The 25,960-nt window shown below is 23.2% G+C and carries 25 protein-coding genes and 1 pseudogene; 11 read left to right on the top strand and 15 right to left on the bottom strand.

Annotated features, from left to right (window positions below; genetic code table 11):
• Nucleotides 1–212: 212 nt before the first annotated feature.
• Together T523_RS04730 and T523_RS04725 are read left to right on the top strand one after the other, a co-directional pair.
• Nucleotides 213–1,643 (top strand): hypothetical protein, encoded by a 1,431-nt coding sequence (locus T523_RS04730; RefSeq protein WP_042707767.1) that lies wholly within the window; start codon nt 213–215, stop codon nt 1,641–1,643.
• Nucleotides 1,644–1,813: 170 nt separating this feature from the next.
• On the top strand, nt 1,814–3,250 hold the full coding sequence (locus T523_RS04725; RefSeq protein WP_042707766.1) for a lipopolysaccharide biosynthesis protein: 1,437 nt from the start codon (nt 1,814–1,816) through the stop codon (nt 3,248–3,250).
• A 232-nt stretch (nt 3,251–3,482) separates the two neighbouring features.
• On the opposite strand, the gene hmdC is transcribed toward T523_RS04725, so the two are convergent.
• A complete protein-coding gene (gene hmdC, locus T523_RS04720) occupies nt 3,483–4,988 on the bottom strand; it encodes a 5,10-methenyltetrahydromethanopterin hydrogenase cofactor biosynthesis protein HmdC (protein ID WP_042707853.1) in 1,506 nt (501 codons plus the stop codon).
• Between the two features lie 302 nt (nt 4,989–5,290).
• The gene (locus T523_RS04715; RefSeq protein WP_042707765.1) at nt 5,291–5,635 is read right to left on the bottom strand and encodes a hypothetical protein; all 345 of its coding nucleotides are present in this window, start codon (nt 5,633–5,635) and stop codon (nt 5,291–5,293) included.
• Nucleotides 5,636–6,448: 813 nt separating this feature from the next.
• On the opposite strand from T523_RS04715, the gene hmd reads away from it, so the two are divergent.
• From hmd to T523_RS04685, 6 genes are all read left to right on the top strand, one after another.
• Nucleotides 6,449–7,465, top strand: a complete 1,017-nt coding sequence (gene hmd, locus T523_RS04710) for a 5,10-methenyltetrahydromethanopterin hydrogenase (protein ID WP_042707764.1) — start codon at nt 6,449–6,451, stop codon at nt 7,463–7,465.
• A gap of 216 nt (nt 7,466–7,681) precedes the next feature.
• Entirely contained in the window at nt 7,682–8,698 is a 1,017-nt protein-coding gene (gene hmdB, locus T523_RS04705) for a 5,10-methenyltetrahydromethanopterin hydrogenase cofactor biosynthesis protein HmdB (RefSeq protein WP_042707763.1), read from the top strand.
• A 198-nt stretch (nt 8,699–8,896) separates the two neighbouring features.
• Nucleotides 8,897–9,382, top strand: a complete 486-nt coding sequence (locus T523_RS04700; RefSeq protein WP_042707762.1) for a DUF3236 domain-containing protein — start codon at nt 8,897–8,899, stop codon at nt 9,380–9,382.
• Nucleotides 9,383–9,395: 13 nt separating this feature from the next.
• Nucleotides 9,396–10,238: an SAM-dependent methyltransferase HcgC family protein gene (locus T523_RS04695; protein ID WP_042707761.1), complete on the top strand. Its 843-nt coding sequence runs from the start codon at nt 9,396–9,398 to the stop codon at nt 10,236–10,238.
• A gap of 184 nt (nt 10,239–10,422) precedes the next feature.
• Nucleotides 10,423–11,178: a Nif3-like dinuclear metal center hexameric protein gene (locus T523_RS04690; RefSeq protein WP_042707760.1), complete on the top strand. Its 756-nt coding sequence runs from the start codon at nt 10,423–10,425 to the stop codon at nt 11,176–11,178.
• On the top strand, nt 11,179–11,814 hold the full coding sequence (locus T523_RS04685) for a thiamine biosynthesis protein ThiF (protein WP_042707759.1): 636 nt from the start codon (nt 11,179–11,181) through the stop codon (nt 11,812–11,814).
• A gap of 286 nt (nt 11,815–12,100) precedes the next feature.
• On the opposite strand, the gene T523_RS04680 is transcribed toward T523_RS04685, so the two are convergent.
• Nucleotides 12,101–12,835 carry an alpha/beta hydrolase family protein gene (locus T523_RS04680; protein WP_042707758.1) on the bottom strand — a complete coding sequence of 245 codons (735 nt, stop codon included), beginning with the start codon at nt 12,833–12,835 and terminating at the stop codon, nt 12,101–12,103.
• Between the two features lie 375 nt (nt 12,836–13,210).
• Between T523_RS04680 and T523_RS04675 the strand changes: the two genes are divergently transcribed.
• Nucleotides 13,211–13,786 (top strand): FeGP cofactor biosynthesis protein HcgF family protein, encoded by a 576-nt coding sequence (locus T523_RS04675; RefSeq protein ID WP_042707757.1) that lies wholly within the window; start codon nt 13,211–13,213, stop codon nt 13,784–13,786.
• 35 nt (nt 13,787–13,821) lie between these two features.
• Here T523_RS04675 and cbiQ read toward each other — a convergent pair whose 3' ends face one another.
• From cbiQ to T523_RS04655, 4 genes are all read right to left on the bottom strand, one after another.
• On the bottom strand, nt 13,822–14,655 hold the full coding sequence (gene cbiQ / locus T523_RS04670) for a cobalt ECF transporter T component CbiQ (RefSeq protein ID WP_042707756.1): 834 nt from the start codon (nt 14,653–14,655) through the stop codon (nt 13,822–13,824).
• A gap of 186 nt (nt 14,656–14,841) precedes the next feature.
• Complete coding sequence (locus T523_RS04665; protein WP_042707755.1) at nt 14,842–15,126, bottom strand: PDGLE domain-containing protein; 285 nt, start codon at nt 15,124–15,126, stop codon at nt 14,842–14,844.
• A gap of 2 nt (nt 15,127–15,128) precedes the next feature.
• Entirely contained in the window at nt 15,129–15,764 is a 636-nt protein-coding gene (gene cbiM, locus T523_RS04660; protein ID WP_042707754.1) for a cobalt transporter CbiM, read from the bottom strand.
• Nucleotides 15,765–16,155: 391 nt separating this feature from the next.
• Nucleotides 16,156–16,674: a tetratricopeptide repeat protein gene (locus T523_RS04655; protein ID WP_042707753.1), complete on the bottom strand. Its 519-nt coding sequence runs from the start codon at nt 16,672–16,674 to the stop codon at nt 16,156–16,158.
• A gap of 416 nt (nt 16,675–17,090) precedes the next feature.
• Between T523_RS04655 and radB the strand changes: the two genes are divergently transcribed.
• Nucleotides 17,091–17,798, top strand: coding sequence for a DNA repair and recombination protein RadB (gene radB / locus T523_RS04650; protein ID WP_042707752.1), 708 nt, complete (start codon nt 17,091–17,093; stop codon nt 17,796–17,798).
• A gap of 301 nt (nt 17,799–18,099) precedes the next feature.
• On the opposite strand, the gene T523_RS04645 is transcribed toward radB, so the two are convergent.
• From T523_RS04645 to pgsA, 7 genes and pseudogenes are all read right to left on the bottom strand, one after another.
• Entirely contained in the window at nt 18,100–18,444 is a 345-nt protein-coding gene (locus T523_RS04645) for a DUF2149 domain-containing protein (protein ID WP_042707751.1), read from the bottom strand.
• A gap of 8 nt (nt 18,445–18,452) precedes the next feature.
• A complete protein-coding gene (locus T523_RS04640; RefSeq protein WP_042707750.1) occupies nt 18,453–19,103 on the bottom strand; it encodes a MotA/TolQ/ExbB proton channel family protein in 651 nt (216 codons plus the stop codon).
• Between the two features lie 58 nt (nt 19,104–19,161).
• Nucleotides 19,162–19,866: a DUF2162 domain-containing protein gene (locus T523_RS04635; protein WP_042707749.1), complete on the bottom strand. Its 705-nt coding sequence runs from the start codon at nt 19,864–19,866 to the stop codon at nt 19,162–19,164.
• Nucleotides 19,867–20,505: 639 nt separating this feature from the next.
• Nucleotides 20,506–21,006, bottom strand: coding sequence for a type II secretion system F family protein (locus T523_RS08865; RefSeq protein WP_232229038.1), 501 nt, complete (start codon nt 21,004–21,006; stop codon nt 20,506–20,508).
• A gap of 511 nt (nt 21,007–21,517) precedes the next feature.
• The gene (locus tag T523_RS04625) at nt 21,518–22,975 is read right to left on the bottom strand and encodes a CpaF family protein (RefSeq protein ID WP_042707748.1); all 1,458 of its coding nucleotides are present in this window, start codon (nt 22,973–22,975) and stop codon (nt 21,518–21,520) included.
• Nucleotides 22,976–23,177: 202 nt separating this feature from the next.
• Entirely contained in the window at nt 23,178–23,420 is a 243-nt protein-coding gene (locus T523_RS04620; RefSeq protein WP_042707747.1) for a DUF357 domain-containing protein, read from the bottom strand.
• Nucleotides 23,421–23,762: 342 nt separating this feature from the next.
• A pseudogene (pgsA, locus tag T523_RS09370) lies at nt 23,763–24,317 on the bottom strand (archaetidylinositol phosphate synthase); the annotation flags it as partial.
• 115 nt (nt 24,318–24,432) lie between these two features.
• Between pgsA and T523_RS04610 the strand changes: the two are divergent.
• Nucleotides 24,433–25,023: an L-threonylcarbamoyladenylate synthase gene (locus T523_RS04610; protein ID WP_042707746.1), complete on the top strand. Its 591-nt coding sequence runs from the start codon at nt 24,433–24,435 to the stop codon at nt 25,021–25,023.
• A gap of 171 nt (nt 25,024–25,194) precedes the next feature.
• Here the strand turns inward: T523_RS04610 and T523_RS08750 are convergent, their stop codons facing one another.
• Complete coding sequence (locus tag T523_RS08750) at nt 25,195–25,944, bottom strand: flavodoxin family protein (protein ID WP_052334642.1); 750 nt, start codon at nt 25,942–25,944, stop codon at nt 25,195–25,197.
• Nucleotides 25,945–25,960 lie beyond the last annotated feature (16 nt).

Here is a 25,960-nt window from a genome sequence, read left to right as displayed (position 1 = left end):
AATATTAAATATTAAGAATTTAATAAAATCTAAAGATTAATTTCTTAAATCCGATTTATTTAATCTAAATAAATTAAACATTAAATAAAATAGAATTAAAACTTAATTGATAAAAGTAAGTTAAATCATTAGATAAATTATATTTTTAAGATAATGATAAGTCAAATTAATAAAGTATTAAAACCTTAAAACTAAAAAATGAGGACTAAAAAATGAAAACAGTAAAAGAAATTGGTGATAATTTTTTTGAAATTGAAGAAAAATACAATTTAAACCATAAAAAGATACAAGGAGTATATTTTTGGCAAATAATTAGAATGTATTTATATTATGATATTACAAAAAAATTAAATACTTTTAAATCTGCACAACAAAAATCATTATCACTTAAAGATAAAATTAAAACATTTCTACCATTTATTAAAAATAGCATACTCTTTAATCCATTAAGCAAGAACTATCAAAAAGATATTTTAATCTTTGATCATCCAAGAAAAGTATTTTATAAAAATAAATATATAGACATATACTCTTATTTTTTACAAGACCATATTAAAAATAATAACAAAAGCTATGAGATTATAGAATCACCTTATTTAAACAAACATTATACTGAAAAATCAGAAAAAATAAAATACAATGATAGAATTCTTTTTGGATCTTATATTCATAAAAAAATAAGAAAACTAAATTTTACAGACAAAGAATTAAAATTAATCAATGATATAGAAAAAGAAATTAATAATAGATATAATATTAATATTAATCTCAAACCAATTATCAAAGACCATATTTTAAATTTTAAATATGATTATAGAGAATATAAAAAATTATTAAATAAACGTAGACCAAAACAAGTTTATTTAGTTGTAGCATATGAGAATAAAGCACTTGTTGCAGCATGCCATGATTTAAATATTCCAATTTATGAATTACAACATGGTACAATAAGTAAGTATCATATGGGTTACTCATACCCTTATGAAAAAATAAAAAACAATAGGACAATTGAATATTTCCCAGATAAATTACTTAGTTTTGGAGAATATTGGAAGTACGCTTGTAATTACCCAATAAAAAAAGAAAATATACAAGCTATAGGATTCTCTTATTTTGAAGAAAACTCAAAAAAATTTAAAAAAATAACTAAGAAAAATAAACAAATTCTTTTTATATCTCAAGGAGTAATAGGAGAATATTTATCTAAATTTGCATATGAACTTTTAGAAATAATAAACCAAGAAAATAAAGACTTTAATATTATATATAAACTCCATCCTGGAGAATATAATAATTGGCAAGAAAATTATCCAGAACTTGTAGAAGCTAGAAAAGACAATAAATTTACAGTTATTGATAACAGTAAAACTCCACTTTATAAACTATTTGCAGAAAGTAAGTATCAAATAGGAGCATTTTCTACAGGACTTTATGAAGGATTACAATTTGATTGTATAACTTATATTGTAAATCTTCCAGGTATAGAATATTTAGATACCTTAATAAAAAAAGGTATTGTAAAAAAAGTTAATTCTCCTAAAGATTTATTTGATAATATCAAATTTAAACCAAATGAATATAATAAAAATTACTTTTTTAAACCATTTGATAAAAAATTATTTAATAATATTTTAAATAATTAAAAATTTAAAAAAATATTTTTTAAGAATTTTAAATAAGTATAATAATATAAATAATTAAAATATTATATTATTTTTAAATAATTATAATCTATTGAAAAAAAGATTTTATTTAATTAAGACGTTAAATACACTAATATAATAACTTGTTTTATAATTTAAATGGTGATATATTGCTTGAATATAAAAAATTTGTTCAAAGAATAGGGCTTGTAGGTATTACAAACATATTAATATCTTTAAGTAGTCTTATTTTCATTCCAATAATCACCAAATCATTTACAACTGCAGAATATGGAATGTGGTCACAAATTTTAACTACAGTAGCATTATTACCAAATATTGCTAATTTAGGACTACCTTATACCATGGTAAGATTTTTATCTGCAGAAAATGATAAAAAGAAATTTAAAGAATCATTTTATCCAATGATTACAACTACAACCATTTCAACAATCATCATATGTAGTTTATTTTTAATATTTGCACAACCTTTAGCAAATAGCTTATTTAATGGAAATTTAAATATTCTTAAAATTACAGTCATAATATCCTTTTTTGCATGTATAAATTTAATGTTAATTTCATATTATAGAACTGTAAAGAAAATGAAAAAATATTCAATATACCTCATCCTTCAAAGTTATATTGGAGTATTTGTTTGTATTTATCTTACAATGGCACATTATCCAATAGAAACTGTTGCATGGGGATTGTTTACTGGATATTTTGTAGTATTTTTAATGATGTCTATTAATATTGTACACGATTTAGGATTTGGATTCAAATTTAATACATTAAAAGAAGAAATTAAATTTGCACTTCCAACAGTACCTAGTAATATTTCTAGTTGGGTTGTTGATTCTTCAGATAAATATGTAATAAGTATTAGTTTAGGTACAGCTGCAGTAGGTTGTTATTCTCCAGGTTATGCACTTGGTAGTATTCTTTTAATGTTTTTAAGTCCATTTGCAGTATTACTTCCTGCAATACTTCCAGAATACTATGAAAAAAATGATATTGACGAAGTTAATAAATACATGAAATATTCAATGAAATATTACTTATTATTAACAATTCCTGCAGCTGTAGGATTAAGCATACTTTCAAAATCTCTTTTATTAAGTATTACAACATTTGATATTGCACAAAAAGGTTTTATAATAACACCATTTGTTGCATTAGGTGCAATATTTATGGGAATTTATGGTATTACCAATAATATTTTAATCTTAGAAAAGAATACCAAAATACTTGGTAAACTATGGATTTTTGTTGCAATATTAAATATAATTATAAACATATTAATTGTCCCAAAAATAGGCATATTAGGTGCTGCAATATCAACTTTAATCTGTTATATATTTGCATATTCAGTTACTACAATTGTATCAAAAAGATATATGCCTTTACCTTACGAACATAAATCCACTATAAAAATAATAATTGCATCTATTATTATGGGAATTATAGTATATTTAATAAATCCTATAGGAATAATCAATATTATACTTGTTTCAATAATTGGAGCTATAATTTATTTTGTTTTAATATTAACTTTTAAAACAATTAGTAAAAAAGAAATCAATATGATTAAATCTATGATTTAATCTAATTAAGATTTTTAGAATATTAAATATTCAATTTAAAAATTAACTAAAAAAAAAACTAAAAACATAAACAAAAAACAATAAAAAAACAACAGAAAAACTAAAAAAAACAATAAAAAATATGTCTTTTTGAAATTATATTAATTTTAAAAAAATTCTTAAAATTAAAATTCAATATAAATACAATTTATATTAATAAAAATAGTTTTCAACAGAAAAAATAAAAAAGGAATTAGAACAATGTTATTGCATCTGGAACAGATCTTAACATTGCATCATGTATTGGTCTCATTGTAGAAGTAATAATAGAAGTATCAACTTTTTCAGCCATTGCTTTATCATTACCATGAGCAGGTAATATATTAGCATTAAGACATGATTGTAAATTATCAACACTTACCTTTTCAATCCATGGATCAATATCAGAAATAGTAATTTCATCAATGCCTTGTTTATCTAATTCTTGAGCTAAAGCCCATGAAACAAAACGACCACCAAGTAAACCAACATTACTTCCATTTACTTTAGAAGCTATACCTTCAACATCATCTTTAATTTTAAGATTTTTATACATTTTAGCATTTACCATTGTAGCCCAATGAGCATCTCCAAGTTTAAAGTCCCCAATTTTATTTGGATATATTTTATCTGGACCAACTATTTTTACAGCTCTTGCAATAGAAAGCATTTCATTTCTACCAATAGGTAAATCATAAGATGAAGGAACTTCTTCTTTAATGATTTTTAAAATACGTGGAAGACCAAATTTACCTCTTCTTGCTGTACCTGGTTCATAACCACACATATAACCATGATGATTTTTAGGAAAACCAGTAATAATCATATTTAAACCAGCTCTAAGACCAATTCTACATTCATGTTCATATGCACCATTAGTTGCAACAACTCCTCCAGGAGTTAAAATTCTAGCTGCAGCAATAGTTCTTGCATATGCATCAGTAGTATCTTTAGCTCTATTAAATGGTCCACCTTCAATAACAAAAACATCGGTACCAAGACCCATAGCTGCTTCAAAACCAGTTATAACATCATCATAACCATCACCAACAAACATGATTGTTTCAAGACCTTTACCATATTTTTTAGCAAGTTTAGCTGTATCTTGAGCTTCACTAATTGGTGCTGCATGTGCTTCACCAGTTTGTTGCATTGAAACATTAACAGCAACTGAAGAAGATAATTTTACCCATTCTTCTTTATCTCCTGCTTGAGCTAATTCTTTATCAATAAGACGTTCATGAATCCTTCCCCTAGGACATTCTTTAAACCCTGGACCTTCATTATAACAATCACCACCACAAGCAGTAATTGGTCTTGGAAATCTCATAGCTCCATTAATACCAAAATGATCTAAATCAAGTGGAACATCAACTGCATCATAAACCTCTTGCATAACTTCTAAACCAGTTTTACCAAAACGTTCACCAATATCTGCAAATGCATATGCACATATATGAATTGGAGTACCTAATTTATTTGCTAAATAACAATTACCTAATAAATCAATTTCTTCTAAATCAGAAGCACAAGTTCCAACAACAGCTTCAGTAATATCACAACCAAGAGGGAATTTTTTAAAATTTGAACCTAATTTTAAAACATCATCAAGAGGTAATTGACTAATAGCATCAACCACCCCAGTAACATCTTTTTTAGCTTTAGATAATTCTAAAGCAGCATCCATATCATTTACAGCCTCTTTAACTAAATCATACATCATAATCACACATTTTTATTTTTAAGATAAGTGTTTAGTCTTTAAATAATTTTAAACTAAATGTTATATATTATACATTTATACTAAATGTAAATATTTATAATTTTATAATTGATTCTAATAAAAACAAACAAAATAATTAGAATAAAATATTTAAAATAATTAAAATTTAAAAATAAAAAAAGTAAACATTAATAAAAAATTAAAAAAATAGAATAAAAAGAGCATTTAAAAAATTAAACAAATAATCAAAAATATAAATAATTTTAATAGAATTAAAAAAATAAAAAGATGTAAATAATTTAACCTACATCTTGAAATTTACCTTCTTTTCTTTCTTTATAAATTTCTGGATATTTTTTAGCATAATCAGATTCACTCATATAATGTTTTTCACCATTAACCATTTCATAATAAGTATCATTATGATTTAAAGTAGACTTATCTTCAGATACAGAAGAATCAGAAGATTCATTACTAGAAAAATTATTAGAATTTACTGTAGAATTATTAGCAGTGAAATTAGTAGCATTAGTAATATTAGTGTTATTATTACTAGGTGAAGGATTTAAACTAAAAGAATATATTCCAACACAAGCAATTATAATTAGAATCCCAATTAATACTAATAATAATTTATTTTCCATTATAATCAACTCTTTTTTTAAATAATATCTAGATACTTATATTATAATTAAAAAAATTGATTTTATAAACTAAGTATATAGATACACATTAAATTATAAGTAAAATATTATATAAATTTTTCTAGAATGTTTAGATAAATATGAAAAAAATAAACAAAACCAATAAATAATAAAAATAAAATTAAACTTTATTGAAATTATTTTAATTTTTAAATATAAATACTCTTTATAATATTATAAAAAATAATATTAAAAAATCCAAAATTAAAAAAATAAAATAAAGAAAAGTATTACAAAAACAAAAAATAACCGTATAAAAATAAATGATAAAAACAATTTAAAATTAAAATAGAAGATAAAAAAAACTTTTATATTGATATAAAATAAATATAAACAAAATAAATAACAAAAATATAAGAATAATAACTACAATAATTTAAAAATAAGCATAAAAGTCTCAAAAAAATATAAAAAAAGTATTACAAAAAATCAATTATAAAAGTTTATATATAGACTTCAATAAAAATAATATTACTACTATGCTACATACAAAATATTAAAAAGAAATCTTATTTTGATAAATGAATAAGTTTATTTTAGAGATAATTAATTTAAAGATTAATTAACAATTTTTTTTATAAAAATATAAATCTAACCCTTAATTTAAAAATTATTGTATTAAATAGATTATAGTATATTTTAGTTTATAACTATAAATCTAACCCTTAATTTAAAAATTATTGTATTAAATATAAATACATAAGTATGTACAGAGCAAGTAGTTAAATAAATATATTTAAGGAGACAATGAAAATGAAAGTAGCAATTTTAGGTGTTGGATGTTACAGAACTCACGCTGCAAGTGGAATTACAAACTTCTCAAGAGCATGTGAGGTAGCTGAAAAAGTAAATAAACCAGAAATAGCAATGACTCACTCAACTATTGAAATGGGTGCAGAATTATTAAATCTTGCTGGTGTAGATGAAGTAGTAGTATCTGATCCAGTATTTGAAAATGGATTAACTATTATTGACGATTTTGCTTATGAAGATGTAATTGCAGCTCACAAAGAAGATCCTGAAAAAATCATGCCACAAATTAGGGAAAAAGTTAAAGAAGTAGCTAAAGATTTACCTACTCCACCAAAAGGTGCAATCCACTTTACTAACCCAGAAGATTTAGGTATGACTACTACTACTGATGATAAAGCAGCAGTAGAAGATGCTGATTGGGTAATGACCTGGTTACCAAAAGGAGATATGCAAAAAGGAATTATTGAAAAATTCGCAGATGCTATCCCAGAAAATGCAATTATTACTCACGCATGTACTATTCCTACCCCAATGTTTAAAGGTATCTTTGATGACTTAGGACGTAGCGACTTAAACGTTTGTTCTTACCACCCAGGAGCTGTTCCTGAAATGAAAGGACAAGCTTACATTTCTGAAGGTTACGCATCTGATGAAGCTGTAAAAACTTTATTAGACTTAGGTACTAAAGCTAGAGGAAACGCATACACCTTACCTGCAAACTTACTTGGTCCTGTATGTGATATGTGTTCCGCATTAACTGCTATTACTTACGCAGGTATCTTAGGATACAGGGATACTGTAACTCAAGTTTTAGGAGCTCCAGCTGGATTTGCTCAAATGATGGCTGCAGAATCCTTAAAACAAGTTACTGCTCTTATGGAAGATGTTGGTATTGATAAAATGGAAGACAGTTTAAACCCAGCTGCATTATTAGGTACTGCTGATTCAATGAATTTCGGTCCTACTGCAGAAATTTTACCAACAGTCTTAGAAGCATTAGGTAAAAGAGGACAATAAGTCCTTTTAAATTACCTTTTTCCTTTTTTTAACTTATGATTTTATACAACTTATAAAAAAGATTCTGTTGAAAATCATTTATAAATTAATAATAATTTTGTGGATTTGAAATTTAAATAATATTTCAACATAGTCTAAATAAATTCTAAAATTTTTAATAATATTCAAAAATCAATAGATTTTGAAAATATTTAATAAGATAATCTGGTGTTTACAATGATAGACGAAATACTTAGTAAAGTTAAAAATAATGAGGAGCTAACAGATAGTGAACTTCTTGAGCTTTTCGAAATAGATAATGAAAGTAATTTGAAAAAGTTATTGAAAGTAGCATCAGATATTCGTAGTCAAAATTATAATGAAATTAAACTTACTTCTACAATACATTTAACAAATAAATGTCTTATTGAACCAAAATGTAAATATTGTGGATTTGCTGCAAAAACATCAAGCCATGGTTATTACAATGCATTTTACAAATCAAATGAAGAAATTTTAGAAGCTGCAAAATGTGTTGAAAAATCAGGTATCCCTAGAATAAGTTGTTCTGGAGGATACGGATATAAAGGTAAACAAGGAGTAAATGCAGTGAAAATCATTAAAGAAAATACAAACCTTGAAACCCTTGTAAATGTTGGAGCAGATCTCAATGAAAAATCAGTAAATCAATTAAAAGAATATAATGCAGACACCATATGTATTAATCTTGAAACAACTAATAAAGAATTATTTAAAAAATTAAAACCTGGTGACAGTTTGGAAGATAGGATTAATGCTTGTGAAATGGTTTGTAATGCAGGTTTAGAATTATCTTCAGGTTTACTTATAGGAGTCGGAGAATCTTATCAAGATAGAATTAACCATCTTAGATTCTTAAAAAGATTTAAAACACTTGGAGAAATTCCAATTATGGGATTTCACCCATATAAAGATACTCCAATGGAAAATGTTCCAGTATGCCCTGTTGATGAACAATTAAAAACCATTGCAATTACTCGTATTTTATATCCAAAAATTAGAATCACAGCACCAACCCCAACAATTGGTCCTGAAAATGTAGAATATTCTCTTAATGCTGGAGCAAGTAATTTAGCTACAGTAATTCCAGAAGATTACCCATTATATGTAAGAGGAGTTGGATCACCAGAGTATGGTAATTTAACAGAAGTTGTTAATGTTATTGATAGTCTTGGTCTTGGAGTAGAAGGAAATATAGCAGTTGCTGCTAAATAAATATTATTTTTAAATTTTTTATAGAATTATTAGAATAACTTTTTTCTAAAATTTTTTTAAAACTATAAAGATTAAGAATTCAATAAAAAATAACAATTGTTATATAATCTATTAGTAAAATAATAATTGACTAGTAAAATTTTTATAAAAATTTTAATAAAACTTTAAATATATTAAATTATTAAAAATTGGGATAAAATGGCTTTTGAAGAAATTATTAAAAATGCAACTGAAGAATCAATCAATGGGACTCGTACTGGAGATACAATAAGAGAAGTTCAAGCAATTCAAAGATATATTAAAAATGCTAAAAAGATAGTTATACCAAATAAAAATGGTATAAAAGTAAAAGTCATAAACAAAGTTTTAAATGAATATAACCTACCAAAAGCAGAATACTTAAAAATAAATACTAATTTTGCAGATTCAGATAGATATCCTGCAATTGCAAAAGGATTATTAGCTGTAGATCAGAGTGATGCAGACTTAATAATCGCAAGAGGTAGATTAGGATTACCTGGTTCTGGTTCACTTTTAATATTTATGGATAATAAAGGTAGAATTTTAACTAGTGGATCATCCCCTTCACATGCAATAAGTAAAATAAATATAGAAGACGCTGTCTATAATGAAACTGTAGAAGCCCTTGAAAAAATAGGTTTTTCCAAATCCCAAAAACAATAAATAATGTGATTAAATGACAGAACTTGAAAATAAAAGTATAAAAGAACTAAATTATCATACTGGAATAAGTAATGAAGTATTAACAATAGTCTCAAAAATTAAAGTAATAGATATTATAAATTATATTACCAAAATAAAAACTGAAAGTGTAGTTAATTGGATTAAAACTTTAAAAAAGAATAATGATATAAATTCAAAAGATAAATTAATTGTTGTTGGAACATATTTTACTGGTCTAGGAATCATAAAAGCATTAAATAAAGAATTTGAAAAAATTATTCTTATTGATATATATCCTCATCTTGAAGAATTATTATATACTTCTATTGGAGGAGAAGAATTAAAAAAAGGAAATATAGAATTCTCTTCTGATTTAAAAGATATTTATAAAGGAGATATAATAATTGATACTACAGGATTTGGAGGATTAAATCCAGAACAATCAAGTAAAATTAAATGTAAAGCCTTTTTAATAGAAGATCCTACAGCTGAAGATAATGATATTCTACTTAAAAATAAAAATAATATACATGAAAGATTAAATCTTGTTAATGCTAATAAAAAAGCATATATAAAAACAAAAGGTTTAAACACAAAAACATCAGGTACAATGACATTTACAATAAAAATACTAAATAAAAGTATTAACGATGCATTAAATGAAGATGGAGTACTTTATAGTGCAGCAGAAATGACATTTTATGAAGATATTATCTTTAAAGAAAAAGATATTAAAAAATTCATTAAAATAGCTACTAGAAATGCAATAAAAGTATCAAGTATTAAATTATTAAATGTTGATAAACTCATTAAAAATAATCTAGAAAAATTAGAAAGTAATATTATTGAATGCTAATAAATTATCAAAGAAATAGGTCTGTTGAAAATCATATTTCTTATAAAAATTTAAACACTTTAAAATAAATTTAAGAATTTAATCCTAAGGACTTTAAAGTATAAAAAAATAATTTAAAATTTAAGAATTAAATTCTAAGGACTTTAAAGTATAAAAAATTAAATCATCTAAAAGAATGATAAAAATGAAAGCTTTTGATTTATTTAATAAAATCGATGAAATGATTCCTAAAGAATTAGCATTAAAAAATGATGATATTGGATATCATGGCCAATTAAATCCAAAAAATTTAGATATAAAAGATATTAAAATTATGATGGATTTATATCCAGAATATGATACCTATAACAAAGATACATTAATTATCACACACCACCCTCCAAAATTTAATCCAAAAACCCCTAATTATACAATACATTCAAATTGGGATATTATTGATGGTGGTGCAAATGATGCTCTTGCAGAATCATTAAATCTTAAAGTTATAGATTATTTTGATAAAACTACAAAAATTGGTCGTATTTGTAAAGGAAACACAGATATAAATAAATTACTTTTAAAAATAGACAGTAATTTCAGAATTAAAAAAAATAATAATGATATTAATTCTGTTAGAGTAGTAAATTATAAAGACACAATAATTAAAAACATTGCAGTAATTTCAGGATTTGGATTAAATAATTTAGAATATATAAAATTAGCAAAAAAACTTAATATGGATTTATTAATCTCTGGAGACTTAACACAAGCTGGAGCAGTACTTGCTCGTAATATTGGAATAAGTATAATTGATACAAACCACCATAGCTGTGAAATTCCAGGTTTAATAAAATTAGAAAAAACAATAAAAAAAATAGGTATTCCTACAGAAATCATTGATATAGGATTACCTTGGAAAGATATAAACTTAAATTCAATTAAAAATAAAGAAGATGATTAAATGAGTGACAAAATTCAAAAAGCAGAAGATGCAAAAGTTCCAAAAGGAACAGTTGATTTAATAGGTTTTGGAAGATTAGGTCTTAGAATTGGAATTAATCTTATACAAGTACATAGAGGAGGACCAAAAGTAATCAATGTATTTGATGGTCAAAAAATTTCAAATGGAGATATTATATTCCATTTAAATGGTGGAAAAGTTGGACAATACAAAGGAGAATTATTAAAAGAACTTTGTAAACATGACCCTGATTTTAGAGCAGTTAATAATTATAATGAAGATATAACTGATGAAAATATTGATAAAATTCAAGGAGATGTAGTTGCTATCCAAATAGCTGGTGGTGATACTATTCCTACAGCAGCAAAAATCATTAAAAAAGCTCATGAAAATGGAGCTACTGTAATCGGAACTGGAGGAATTTTTGGAATTGGTGAAGAAGAAATTACTGTAAAAGACATTTCTGAATTTGATGATTCAAACCCTGTAATTAATGCACTTAGAAAAGAAGGAATTAATAAAAATTATAAAATTATTAGTACAAATAGATTTATTCGTGATAATGTTCCAATTACTCCTTATGTTTTAGACAAAGTAGCTAATACTATTACAAGAGAAATCTTAAAAGCATTATAATAAATAAATTTATATTTAAAAATATAAAAATAAAAGATTAAAATCTAAAAAAAATTATTATAGATATACATCAATATATCTATAAAAATTAAATATTTTTTAAGTCTACTATGACTATTTTTTATAAAAATTGGTCTATTAAAATCCTAATTTTTTAAATTTTTAGTAATAATTTAAAGAGTATTAATACTTAAAAATAAAATTAAAAAAAATATTTTAAAAATTAAAATCTTTTTATGAAATCTATTTTTTAATGTAATTTAAAATATAAAAGAATTTTTAAAACTCATTTAAATATAATATCATTAATCTTAGATACTACAATATTTTTAGTTTCATCTGAGAATCTATGAGGTTCATTATCAAATATAAGTAAAGAAGAATTATCATATGCTTTATCTGCATTAATTGCATATGAAACAGGAACTCTTTGATCTAATTTTCCATGAAATATATAAACTGGTTTTTTATAAGATTTAATATCATCATAAAGATTAATACTTAAAGAATCATTAATATATTTTTCACCTAGATATTCCGGCATTAAATTTAAAACATTATCTTCACGCATATTAGTTAAATTACGTGTATCATCAGGAATAACATATGCTGGTGCAAATAAAAATAATGCTGCAATATCTTTAGATCTGCTAGGAGCTAAAAGACTACTTACAAGACCACCTTGACTATGACCTGCTAAATATAATTTGTTAGAATCTACAAAATCTAATTTTTTAACATTATCTATTACACAATTTAAATCATCAATTTCAGTAAGTGGAGACATTTCACTTATTTTACCATCACTTTTACAATCATAACCTCCACCTCTAAAATCAAATACAACACTTGCAATTCCATAATTTAGGAGTTTTTTAGCATAGGGAATCATATATGTATAATTAAGAGATAAACCATGAGATAAAATAACCATTGGAACTTTACCTTTCAAATCATCTGGCTTATAAATTAATCCATTAATATTCTCATTATTAAGTTTACAACTAAAATCTTCTATCATATTAATCATTTCACTTATAAAATAAAATTAAAAATTTAGATATGTAATAATTATATTTTTATTAAAAATTTTAAATAAATATTTAAATTAATACTTTAATTTAAAAAATTTAATTTATAAAAAAACTGACTTTAATAAAAATCACTTATTTAAATTTTGATTTTTTATAAATCAATGATTTTCTTAATTTTAAAATAAAACATGCATTAAATTTAAGAAATATTAAGAAAAACCAAAATTTAACTTTTAATTATTTACACACACTTATTATAATAAAAAACAATAATTAAACTAAAATATGTTAAAAAAAATATATAAAATTAATTAAAAATGATAAAAATTTAATTAAATAATGAAGATATAAGGAGAAATAAAATGATAAAAATAGCAACAGCAGAATGTTTTACACATGGAGTTATAGCTCGTCAAATTCATAATCTTGCTCAAAATTATTATGGGGATTTTGGTGCTGATAAAAATCTTATAAAACAAATTAATAATGATATTAATGAAAATTATGATTTTACAAATCTTAGTATAAGCTGTGGACTATTTATTCCAACACTTGAAGCAGTTAAAAAAGTATTAAAAGTTGAAAATCCTCCAAAACCTTATAAATTAATAAAAGGTATTAAAGTATATAATGAAGAAGATGATAAAAAAGTAGCAAGAATTATGGGTCAAGCAGTAAAAGAAATAAGTGATGCTGATATTGGTATTGGTACTACTGCAGGTATTGGTAGAGGAGGAATTGCAATAATTACTAATAAATATGATATTATAAGTACAACTAATGTTTATGCTGATCTTATTGAATGTGATTGTGATAAACTAAGTAAAAGGCAAAAAGATGGGGTAAAAAAAACCATAGAAATTTTAATTTATATATTAAATGGAAAAATAAATCAATTGAATAAAGACTTTAATAATATTGAAATATATAAAAAATAAATTTAAAAAAAAAAGAATAAGAAAATATACTGTTTTTATCTTGTATATAATACAGTTCCTAAAATTCCAATTTGATTAGACATAGTAAATAAAACTATTTGCACAATTAAAATTAAAACAATTAAAATACCTATGTAAAAATACTCAGGATTCCCCATAGATTGACGTACTTTATATAAATCGGATTTATCAGAATAACAACGTGACATCATACTGAAGAAGGTTGTTTCTCCTTTTTCATATGCTTTTAAAAACATCATTCCAATTGTATAACCTACTTGTTTTACACGCCATTTATATGGAGTTATTGAACTATGAATATCAAAATTTCGAGATTTTTGACTTGTTCTAATTGATTCTAATTCATCAATAAAAATAAATAAAAATCTTACCATAATTGAAAGAATCATTGCAATATCCCTTGGCATTCCAAGTTTTCTAAGAGATTGTACAATTTCTTGCATAGGACTTGTAGATGATAAAAGAACAATTGCAGTTAAGCAAACAATTAATCTTACACTTAAAATAATAGTCCAATTAACACCTAAATCAGTAATATGAATCCATGAAATAGGACTTTGCCATATAATATTACCTGTATGGATAAATGGTTGAAAAACAATAATTGCTCCTGCAAAAGGTAATAACAACATGATCCTTTTAAAACAAGTTTTAAAAGATAAATTTGCAAGATACATAGCCACTAATAAAAATATTTCCATGACTATAGGGCCAAGAAGTTGATTTGAAGCAACACAATAAATAATTATAATTAATGTAATAATAAGTTTAATTCTACCTTCCATATTATGAATAGGTGAATTTTGTCCAGAAATTACATCTAAATCTACTGCTTCTGTAATATTCATATTCTATTTCCCTTTAACTTTTTTTTTAAAAAATATCTATTAAACAAAAAATTATTTTATTAAAAAATTTAATTATTAAATTTTAAAAATTAAAAATTTAATTAAATCTACTGATTATATTAAATAAAAATCAATATAAATTATAATTTTAATCTAAAAAATAAAAAAGGAATTTAATTCCTAAAACTAATTACTTTTCCTAACAATGTAAGCTAAACCATAACCTAAACAGAGAGTAATAATTCCACCAATGATTAAAGCAGCAATCTCTCCAATAGCACTATCTCCAATAGTATAATCTGGCATAATTACATTAATATAAGAATGTTCAACAGAATCTGGAACATTTGAATCTTCTGCAGATTTTTCAAGACCATCAGGGTTTCCAGATGCTATAAATGGAGATAAACATGCAATAACAACACAGAATACTATACCTACAATAATAAGGTATTTAGTTTTTTTATCCATGATTACGCCTCACCTTTTCTATTCCAAACTAATAAATCGGGTCTGTATTTTTCTAAGACATAAATTACAATAATTGTTAAAATTGCTTCAATCACGCCTATAAATGCGTGATATAATCCCATAGAAGCAAGTCCAAGAGTAAGTGGGAATGTACCTGCTATAGCCATTTCAATAGCACAAGCTTCAGCAGCTATAAATGTTGCAAGCCATGCTCCAACCCCAATTGCAGGATATTTTCCAATGAAATTTTTTAAACCTTTAAATGTATATAAACCAACAAAACCACCAATAATACCCATATTTAAAACATTAGCTCCAAGAGTAGTAATTCCACCATCTCCAAAGAGTAATGCTTGTATAAGTAATACAACGAAAAATACTAAAACACATGCTTCTGGAGCCATGAATACAATAGCAATCAAGGTACCTCCAACCATATGTCCACTAGTACCAAATGGAATTGGCATATTCATAGACATAATTGCAAAAATACCTGCAGCTAATACTGCCATTAAAGGAATACGTTTTTCATCTAAATTATTTTTAGCCCATTTAGTTGCAAAGTATAATGCAATAATTAAAATTACATAATATATTGCACATTGCCATAGAGGAATAAAACCATCTGGTATATGCATAAAATCACACCTATAATTTTTTTTATTTAATAATAAAAGAAAATCCTTAAGATTGTAATAATACTATTTAATTAAAAAGTATTAATAATTTGTATAGAAACCTATTGAAAATATAAAAATTTTAAGAAAAAAAGTAATACTTTTTACTAAAAAATACATTAAAAAGTAATACTGAAAATTAAATATACATCAATATTTTTAAAATATACTTGATTTTAATATAAATACAATAAAATAATTTCTTTTACATAATTGTTTATAGAAAATATAGTATATAAACCTTTATTTTGTAATACAATATTAAAAATAAAGTCATCGAAAGTAATACTAATTTAATAAAAAAATTAAATTTTTATAATAGTAAATAAAATTAAAAAATAAATAAAATAATTTAATTATCTTTTTTACCAAAATATAATCTTTGCAATAATTTAAAACCTAACTTTTCTTCATTTTTCTTTAATTTTAAAAACTTAGCTTTTTCAAAAGATTTTTCTGCTTCATAATCCATGTTTAATTTTTTATATAAAATTCCTTTCATTTCCCAAGGAAGATATAAAGCATCATCTTCAACTATTGCAGATTCATATAATTTAAAAGCTTCATCATTTTTTCCCATAGCTTCATAAATAGAAGCTTTCTCAATAATAGCATAAACATAATTCGGTGTTTTATTTAGAACTTTATTACAATAATTTAATGCTTTATTATAATCTTTTTTATTTTTATATTTATTTGCAAGATAAATATCAATTTCTCTAGAAAAAGATGAAAATATAATAAAAATTAAAGCTAAACAAACAATTCCCATAATATAATTAGCTATAATAAAAATACAATAAATTATAGCAACAATTAAAATTAATATAAGTAAACTATCATACCATTTCCATCCTTGATATCTATCCATTAAATCACCATATATTAAGTAATTAAACATTATTAATAAATTTATAATAAAAGTTAGTTATCTCTATTTAAGATAAACATAATTAATAAAACTTAAACTTTAGACAAAAATTTCTAAGAAAATAATTAAATAATATATTAATCAATAATATTTAAATTTCTTACTTAAATTAAAAAATAATTAATAAAAAGGCATAATACTTATAAAATCATCTAAATTTAATATAATTAATCAAATAATAATTATATTAAAAATTATTTAAATTTAATTTAAATTTTATCATTAATTTAAAAATAGAGAGATTATATAAAATTAATATTAATATCCCAAGAAAATAAAAAAATAAAAATAAACTAATTTTATAAATAATATAAAAATCAAAGAATAAAACACTTAAAAAATATTAAGGTATGAAAATGAAAACACTTGCAAAAATAAATAAAAATGAAAAAATACCTACAAATTCATCAATTGATGAAATATTAAACGGAGGACTTGAAAAAGGAATTATTACACAAATATTCGGTCCACCAGGATCAGGAAAAACAAATATATCCTTACAATTATCTGTAGAAGTAGGAAAAAAAGGTAAAAAAGTAGTATATATTGATACAGAAGGTGGAATCTCCATTGATAGAATACAACAAATAGCTAAAGATTCCTTTGAAGAAGTTGCAAATAACATCATAATATTAGAACCTACTACCTTTGAAGAACAAGAAGAAGATATAATAATTATTGAATCTTGGTTAAAGAAAAATAAAGAGAATGTAGATTTATTAATACTTGACTCTGCTGTAGCATTATATAGAGTAGATGAAAGAAAATCTTCTAAATTAAATAAAAGTTTAGGAAGACAAATGGGACTACTTGCAAAAATAGCTCGTAAATACAATATCGCAATTTTAATTACAAATCAAATTTATGCTGCATTTGGAGATGAAGAGAATAAACCGGAAATTAGAGCTGTAGGTGGAACTACATTACAATATTGGAGCAAAGTCATTATACAATTAGAAAGAACTGAAATGAAAAGTCAAAGACTTGCAACAATAAAAAGACATAATACACTTCCTGAAGGAAAAATTGTAAATTTCTTAATTACAGAAGATGGAATAAAATAGTATTCTCCTAATTATAAACTAAATTAAGTAATTTATAAAGAAATATCAAAAAACAAGTTTAATTTAATAATAGATATTAAAGAATATTTCGAATTTAATTTAAATTAATAATAAATAACAAATAACTTAAATATCTTAATTTAGATGTTTAATTTATAAATTAATAATAAATATTGAATTAAAAAAATACCAAATTTAAATATCTAATTTTAAATTAATAATAAATATTGAATTTAAGAAAAATTATTATTAAAAATAAAATAAGACTAAAAAAAGTAAAATATAAAGTTTATAAGAGGAATCAACCTCCTTGAACCATAATCAGTTTACCTGTTTTAGGATCTTTATAAACTTTACCTTGTTCTACATAACCTTGACCAGAACTTTTAGAACTTTGAGGAGTTTCATTTAACTCCTGACCTTGAGTTACTTGAGCAACTTGTTGCATAGCTTGGATAGTAGATTGCTTTTGTTGTTGATTCATGTTTTGATTAAACACAACATCTTGCATATTCCAACTTAAAACTAACATAATCATAAATCCTAAAGCTAAAACAAGCATACAATCTACAATATTAGAAGTTCCAGCCATAGGATCCTCATCAACATGTGTACGTCTTCTACGACGTCTTCCATATCTAACCATAAACTCACCTAGAATCTATTTTTAAAAAAGTTAAGTACAGAATCAGTTAAAGTATCTAAATTATCAAGATATTGATCATACCAGCCACTACGTATTTTAGAAATATAATATGCAAGTGCACCAGCACCAATACCTACAACTGTAGTATCAAATGCTACAGTTAATGAATCTGCTAAAGTATTAATATCCCCAGTTTTAAGAGCAGCTAAACCACTACCTAATGGAATTAAAGTTCCCATTAAACCTAAAGTAGGACCAACACGTACAATAATATCAGTTCTTCTAAGTTTTTTATTAACAAGTTCTTCACGTCTTTCTACTAATCTAGTAGCCATAGTTTCTTTAGCTTCATATGATAAATCTTCAGAATCTAAAATTTTAAATAAAATTTTCTTTTGAGACTTATTAATTTTTGCATTTTGAATATGTCCTCTAACTTCTTCAACAGAATTACTTTTATCAATATTTTCAATTAAAGAATCAATTTCTTTAATAGGAACTTCTTTTCTAGAAGTATACTCTGCAATTAAAGAACCTAAAGAAATTACAACATAAAACGCAAAAATTAATAAAAGAACTATAACTGGGATTAAAAGACTTTGAGAAATAACATTCAAAAGAGAAGTTAAAAAACTTCCTCCAGGAATACTTACTGCCATTTAATTTTCTCCTATTAATTTTTTATTATATAATAAATGAAATTATAATCTATTTAAACTAGAAATCCTCATTTTTACGAGTATATAATGCCCCTAATATTAACAAGACAATAGCAATTATAACCACATATACCAAAGATGTAACAGATGATATTGTAATTCCACCTAATGATTTTTTCATAACCGCAGTAACATTAGGGATTATGAGTGGTGAAAGTAAGAAATATAATCCTATAAAAAACATAAAGTCTCCAAGAATAATTGGATAAGGAGTATTTGAAACTTTAATAATAATATCTGCAATGAAATAAGTAATTGTAATAACAGCAACAAGTGCTAATGCTACTAACCAACTTAAATTCATCATACTTATTCCAACCATTGGAGTAACTATTAAAATACTTGCAATAATAGCACCGAAACAACATGGACATGGAGCAATAATTGCAATTGCTGCAGGTTTTGCAGTATCTTTACCATGAACTTTAAATTCACGTATAGTAAGAATACCTGCACCAATCATAATACAAGCCATTATTAAATAAAACCATGTATTAAATCCATAAACTATTGATGTTATTTGAGTAGCAAATGGTTGACATATGTAACTAATAATCATTATACCTCCAAAGTATAATAAATCAACTAATGCTAACCATTTTTTAGGCATATGAGATAAACCAGAAGCTAAACCTACTTTAACTCCAAAAACAAGAACAGCAGCTAAAATACCAAATTGTAATAAAACTGACATTCCATTCATATTTATCACATCAAATAATTATTATAATACTAAATTGAATAATCATAAATAATTAAAAGTTAAATAATGAAAATTCAACAAAGTTTTTAAATAAATTAAAAAATTTACTTAATAAAAAAAAATCCTTTTATAAAAAAGATAAAATTATAAAAAATAAATTAAAAAATTTACTATTTAATATTTATTTTTATACTATAATTTAAAGTTTTTGAAAAAAAATAAAGATATTTAAAGGATTTATATAATAAAATGAGAAATAAAAATCATGTAAATTATAATATATACAATCTAATAGTATAAAACTTAAAATAATAATCATATATTAATAAAATAAATAAAAAACTAATTTAAAAACGATTAAAATAATTTAAGAAAATTTTATAAAATATAAACTATATTAGAATAAATAAATTAAATTTTAGCTTTACTTTAACTTCTTTAAAATTAAATATAAATTATTTTTCAATTAAAAATAAATGAATTAACTTTGTTGAAATCCTCAAAATCTTTTGAATAAATTTTCTTAAAATTGATTTTAAAGCATTAATTATTGTTTAAATTTTTATAAAAATAGGAATTCAACAAATTCAATAAATTTTAAAAAATTAAAAATTTAGAAAATATAAACTTTTAAAAAAGTTAAATTTTAGGTTCTAATTTTTTAATAAGAACCCCCATAAAAAGAATAATCATAGGGAAAAAGAATAAATACAAAATTATTAATACATCAGGATTTATTACATCACCAATTACAGTAGATGCCCCAATTAATATTATTAAAAATACAACAGGAATAAGAATTACAATAAATGTATAAATCATAATAAAAGCATTAAGTTTTTGAGAATAATTTTTTAATTTAATCCTCATATTAAATGATGTATCTTCTGCAATAATCGATAATGCATTAGAAAGATTAGACCCAAGTTTTTTACTTGCAATAATTTGATAAATTAAACGATTTAAACTTTTAGAATTTACTCTTTTAGACATATTAATTAAAGAATCTTCAATATACATACCATATTTAACTTCATTAATAACCCTTGAAAATTCTATAGATAAAATACCATAATCTGATTTTGAAATAGATAATAAAACATCATTTAAACCTTTACCAGATTTAAGTTCAATAGCCATCTGTCTTAATGCAAAAGGAATTTCTCTTGAGATATTAGTATAAAGATTTCTCTTTTTAATTTCAGGAAGTTTAATTATAAAATAAAAAACTAATAATAAAAAAATAATAAGAATTAGAGCAATTTCAATTGATAGAAAATAATAAGATAATATAAAAATTATAAAAACAAAAAGTAAAAAAGTTTTAATATTATTATTAAACACCCGAATAAAGTTTTTAAAATAATTTTCATCAATTTTATTGGTAATATTATCAAAAACCTCAAATTCTTTAGAATTATTCATAGAATAAAGATAATTATTTTTAAAATTAGATTTAAAATAATTTTTAATATTCGAATTATACTTAAAATATTTATTAAAATCAATAGACTTATTAAAATTTAAAACATCACTAAAAGATTTTTTGTCTAAATTAAATCTATCAATAAAATTAATTAAACTATAAAATAAATTAAAAATAAAATCAATTAGATAAATTAGAAAATTAATAAAATTTATAAAAAATTTTTCAATCATGATTAAACCTTAAAAAATATTTAGGAGAGTTTTTAAGTAAAGATAAAAGTTTATCCTTGTTAATATAATAAAATTCAATAATTTTACTTACTACATTATTAGATCTTAAATTATTTTCTACCATTAATTCTAAAACTAATTCTCTGATTTTAATCTCATTATCAATATATTTTCTTGAAATATTTCTAGTTCTCATTATCCTTTCAACAGTATTAGATGAAAATGTAATATTTTCAAAATCATCTAATGAAGGATTCCATTGAAAAATTTTATTTAATTGAATAGTGCCCTCTTCAATTCCTACAACCTCACTGAGTTCAGTGACACGTCTATAACTTACACCATTTGATTTATAAAATCTTTTTTCCATTAAAATAAAATCTATTGCAGAAATCATTATTTTAGGAACACACATAGGAGGATTAGTTAGACGTGTAATAGTTTCTCTAGCATTATTTGCATGTAATGTTCCAAAACCAGAATGTCCTGTATTAAGTGCTGTAAAAAGAGTTATTGCTTCTTTAGATCTTACCTCACCTACAATAATCCTATCTGGCCTTTGTCTTAATGCATTTTTAACTAGTGCATCCATATCTAACTTCCCCTTACCTTCAATATTTGATAATCTTGTTTCCATTCTAAGAATATGTTTATGAGGTATTTGAAGTTCTAAAGTATCTTCAATAGTTATAATTCTCTCTTTAGGATTTATAAATGCTGAAAGAGCATTTAAAGTAGTTGTTTTTCCAGAACTTGTTCCACCTGAAATAATAATATTTGCAGATTCTACACCTAAACCATCAATACACAACCATAAAAATGCTGCAAGATTTGAATTTAATGTTTTATTCTTTATTAAATCAATAATTGTAAATGGATCTTTTTTAAATTTACGAATAGTAATTGATGGACCATCTGCAGATATAGGAGCTAAAGTTGCATTTACTCGAGATCCATCTTTTAATCTTGCATCTAAAATAGGTGACTCATTATCCACACGTCTATTATTTTTTCTTGCAATTAAATCAATTATCTTAATAATTTCTTCATTACTTGAAAAGGAAATATTTGTTTCTAACATACCATATTTCCTATGATAAACATAAATTGGTTTATTTGAACCAATAACCATAATCTCTTCTAAATTATCATCTTTAATTAATGGATTTAAAATTCCATAACCATTAATTTCTTCATAAAATCTTTGTGATAAATTATCAATATATTCTTTATCAAAAGAATCATTCAAAATACTATTTCTTATAATAAGTTTAATATCATTTAATTTAATATCATTACGAGATTCATTATTTAATGCTACATCTACAAGTTTACTCCTTATATTGCTTAAAATAGTTTTCTCTTCAAAAGTGAAACCAAAAATATTTTGAACATTATATTTATAACCATTATTTGTTGAAACAATATTAAAATCAGAATCTGTAGTCATATGTAAATAAAAGATTAAAATAAAATAAATATCTTAATTAAATTAATTAAAAATATAATAAGATATTAAAAAGATTCTCAAAAAATAAAAATTAAATAAAATTAAAAAATACATACATATATTGAGTTTAGAGATTTAAATTAAAATAATTAAAACTAAAAAAAGTAAAAAAATAAAAAATTAAATAAAAACAAAGAAAAAATTAAATAATTTCATAAATCATTCTTAATGCATCAAGTAAACCATGTGAATACTCAATACAACCAAAAGCTGTTCTAAAATCTTCTTTTTCTAAATAATATTTAGAATCATTTTTATAATCAACAGCTCTATCATAAACATCTTTTTCTAATTTAGAAAATTCAATATCTGCAACTTGATTAAGATTTCTTTCAAGTTTTTCAATATCAATTTTAACCTTTTCTTTAGTCTCTAAATTATCCATAATATTCCCTCTGATTTAATCTTGTCTTTTTTTCCTACGAATTATTTTTTTAGAATTACTTGGGTCAAATGGAGCATCTTCTCCTTTAGGACCATCATATTCATAATTTAATCTTAAACCATTATCTTTCTTATTATCTTCTTCATCAAATAAAGATTCAAACTCTTCATTTGAAACAATATCCCTTTCAAGAGGTTCATCATCTACATTTTTAAGAATATTAGATTTATCTTCATTTTCTTTATCCATTTTATCTAATTTTTCTAAATCAATAGAAGAAGTATTTTCTTTAGATAAAGTTATAGGATGTTTACTGAATCTATTTTTTTCTTCTTCTGTAACTTTCCAAACATGATAAACTCTTTGTCCAACAGTAAAGTAAGATAATAACATGAGAATTATTAATATATATGTAAAGTATAATGGTTTATAATAATAACCTACAATTGCACCAACCATTATAATAATAAGCCTTACTGCACGTTCTGCAATACCAACATCACATTGAATTCCTTTAGATTCTGCTCTTGCTTTTACATAACTTACAGTAATTGCAGAATGAATTAAAAGAATAGCTATAAACCAAGTACAATATTCTCCAAAAGCAATTCCAATAATTATAATTGCATCAGAAAAACGATCCATAGTTGAATCTAGAAAAGCTCCAAAGTCAGTAGTCCTATTATGATATCTAGCTACAGCACCATCTAAAACATCAAAAAAACCGCTAAGTAAAATAACAACAGCTGCCTCTCTCAAATAACCTTTAGCAAAAAATATTGCAGCAGCTAAAGCAAAAAATGGAGAAATAGCTGTTAAAATATTAGGATTAACATTTAATCTTTTAGCTATAGGATTTAATATCTTTGTTAAAAAGGGTCTTAAACTTCCAAGCATAAATTTAATTATATATTTTTATAAATATAAACTTTAGTTTTAAATATAAGCAAAATCCATATAAAAATATAGATTAACTAATATAAAATGAAACAATATTAAAAAAGGTAATAAAATGAAAAAATTTAAATTAAATCCAGAAAATCCGGATATAAAATTAATTTATAAAGCCATTGATATTTTAAAAGAGGATGGTGTCATTTTATACCCTACAGATACAATATATGGATTAGGTGCAAATATATTCTCAGATAATGGAGTAAGAAGAATCTATGAAATTAAAGAAAGACCTACTAAAAAACCATTATCTGTATTAGTTTCAAATTTTAATGGATTAAAATTAGTAGCAGAAACAGAAGGTAAAGAAGAAATTATTAGAAATTATTTACCTGGACCTTATACATTTATTTTAAGAAGAAAAAGAATAGTTCCTTCAATTGTTACATCTTATACTTCAAAAGTAGGAGTTCGTATACCTGATAACAAAATATCAAGACTTTTAAGTATGAATTTTCCAATAACAACAACTAGTGCAAATATTTCAAATAAAGAAGTTATGTCTAATCCAAAAGACATTATGAAACAATTGAAAAAAGAAGTTGATTTAATAATTGATGTTGGAGAATTAAAATGTAAAAGTCCATCTACAATTATTGATTTAACTAAAAAAGAACCAAATATTATAAGAAAAGGTAAAACTTTATAATTCTTTTAATTTTTAAACAGGTTTAAATTAATTAATTTAAATCAATTTTTTATATAAATTTTAAGTTAAATATATATTTTCAATAAAAAAATAGATTTAATATGAATTCATATACATAATCTAATATTAGAAAATAAAAATATTAATAGAAACTTATTTAATTAAATACAACTATGAAAATAAACTATTAAAAAATATAAATATTAATTTAGCATAGAGTTTTTTTAATATATTCATAGGAATTCCAGGAGCAAAAATCTTATCTTCCATACCATTTTCAATCCAAAATTTACTATCAATTAAAATCGTTTTATTATGAGCCATAGCTCTCCACATTGAATAATTTCTTACTTGATAAAAACTAGGACTATGTAATTTTTTAGAAGAAACATCCATAAAAAAATTAGAAGCTACATTATCTAAACTTTTTTTCATTTTACTATCTAGTTTATCCTTACCTCCAAATCTAAAAGAGCAAGTATAAACTTTATTTACACCAAAATTATATAATGATTTTTTCAAATAATTCTCTACATCTTTCATACCAGAACCTTGTGTTGAGACTAAGACCAATGCTTTTTTATTAAAAAGTCTTGGCCTATGATAATAATATGCAAAATGATCAAGTAAATTTTTCATAAGACCTGTTGGTCCAAGAACATATACTGGAGAAGAAAGAATAATACAATCAGATTCTTCAAATTTTCTAGCAATATCTTTTATAATATCAAAATTTGGACATTTATCTTCACCATTTAGTATACAATTAAAACAACCATTACAAAATGGAATTTTCATGTTTTTAAGATGAATTTCATCAAATTCAACATCACCTAAACTAGACATGACATTCTCTACTTCTTTTACCATAGACCAAGTATTTTTACGTCTTGGACTACCATTTATTACAAAACATTTCATCTTAAATTCCTCTAAA

It is taken from the genome of Methanobrevibacter wolinii SH (assembly GCF_000621965.1).
Classification (GTDB): Archaea; Methanobacteriota; Methanobacteria; order Methanobacteriales; family Methanobacteriaceae; genus Methanarmilla; species Methanarmilla wolinii.
Note: the sequence above shows the minus strand (reverse complement) of the source record. Positions and strands in the feature narration are given on the sequence as shown.

Excerpts from the sequence above, each read along its gene's own strand:
- T523_RS04680 (WP_042707758.1), bottom strand. The coding sequence starts at position 12,835 with ATGATAGAAGATTTTAGTTGTAAACTTAATAATGAGAATATTAATGGA.
- T523_RS04730 (WP_042707767.1), top strand. The coding sequence starts at position 213 with ATGAAAACAGTAAAAGAAATTGGTGATAATTTTTTTGAAATTGAAGAA.
- T523_RS04610 (WP_042707746.1), top strand. The coding sequence starts at position 24,433 with ATGAAAAAATTTAAATTAAATCCAGAAAATCCGGATATAAAATTAATT.
- T523_RS04695 (WP_042707761.1), top strand. The coding sequence starts at position 9,396 with ATGACAGAACTTGAAAATAAAAGTATAAAAGAACTAAATTATCATACT.
- T523_RS04690 (WP_042707760.1), top strand. The coding sequence starts at position 10,423 with ATGAAAGCTTTTGATTTATTTAATAAAATCGATGAAATGATTCCTAAA.
- hmdC (WP_042707853.1), bottom strand. The coding sequence starts at position 4,988 with ATGTATGATTTAGTTAAAGAGGCTGTAAATGATATGGATGCTGCTTTA.
- cbiM (WP_042707754.1), bottom strand. The coding sequence starts at position 15,764 with ATGCATATACCAGATGGTTTTATTCCTCTATGGCAATGTGCAATATAT.
- T523_RS04635 (WP_042707749.1), bottom strand. The coding sequence starts at position 19,866 with ATGAATGGAATGTCAGTTTTATTACAATTTGGTATTTTAGCTGCTGTT.
- hmd (WP_042707764.1), top strand. The coding sequence starts at position 6,449 with ATGAAAGTAGCAATTTTAGGTGTTGGATGTTACAGAACTCACGCTGCA.
- T523_RS08865 (WP_232229038.1), bottom strand. The coding sequence starts at position 21,006 with ATGGCTATTGAACTTAAATCTGGTAAAGGTTTAAATGATGTTTTATTA.
- T523_RS04715 (WP_042707765.1), bottom strand. The coding sequence starts at position 5,635 with ATGGAAAATAAATTATTATTAGTATTAATTGGGATTCTAATTATAATT.
- cbiQ (WP_042707756.1), bottom strand. The coding sequence starts at position 14,655 with ATGAATATTACAGAAGCAGTAGATTTAGATGTAATTTCTGGACAAAAT.
- T523_RS04645 (WP_042707751.1), bottom strand. The coding sequence starts at position 18,444 with ATGGTTAGATATGGAAGACGTCGTAGAAGACGTACACATGTTGATGAG.
- T523_RS04675 (WP_042707757.1), top strand. The coding sequence starts at position 13,211 with ATGATAAAAATAGCAACAGCAGAATGTTTTACACATGGAGTTATAGCT.
- hmdB (WP_042707763.1), top strand. The coding sequence starts at position 7,682 with ATGATAGACGAAATACTTAGTAAAGTTAAAAATAATGAGGAGCTAACA.
- T523_RS04620 (WP_042707747.1), bottom strand. The coding sequence starts at position 23,420 with ATGGATAATTTAGAGACTAAAGAAAAGGTTAAAATTGATATTGAAAAA.
- T523_RS04640 (WP_042707750.1), bottom strand. The coding sequence starts at position 19,103 with ATGGCAGTAAGTATTCCTGGAGGAAGTTTTTTAACTTCTCTTTTGAAT.
- T523_RS04655 (WP_042707753.1), bottom strand. The coding sequence starts at position 16,674 with ATGGATAGATATCAAGGATGGAAATGGTATGATAGTTTACTTATATTA.
- T523_RS08750 (WP_052334642.1), bottom strand. The coding sequence starts at position 25,944 with ATGAAATGTTTTGTAATAAATGGTAGTCCAAGACGTAAAAATACTTGG.
- T523_RS04665 (WP_042707755.1), bottom strand. The coding sequence starts at position 15,126 with ATGGATAAAAAAACTAAATACCTTATTATTGTAGGTATAGTATTCTGT.
- radB (WP_042707752.1), top strand. The coding sequence starts at position 17,091 with ATGAAAACACTTGCAAAAATAAATAAAAATGAAAAAATACCTACAAAT.
- T523_RS04625 (WP_042707748.1), bottom strand. The coding sequence starts at position 22,975 with ATGACTACAGATTCTGATTTTAATATTGTTTCAACAAATAATGGTTAT.
- T523_RS04685 (WP_042707759.1), top strand. The coding sequence starts at position 11,179 with ATGAGTGACAAAATTCAAAAAGCAGAAGATGCAAAAGTTCCAAAAGGA.
- T523_RS04700 (WP_042707762.1), top strand. The coding sequence starts at position 8,897 with ATGGCTTTTGAAGAAATTATTAAAAATGCAACTGAAGAATCAATCAAT.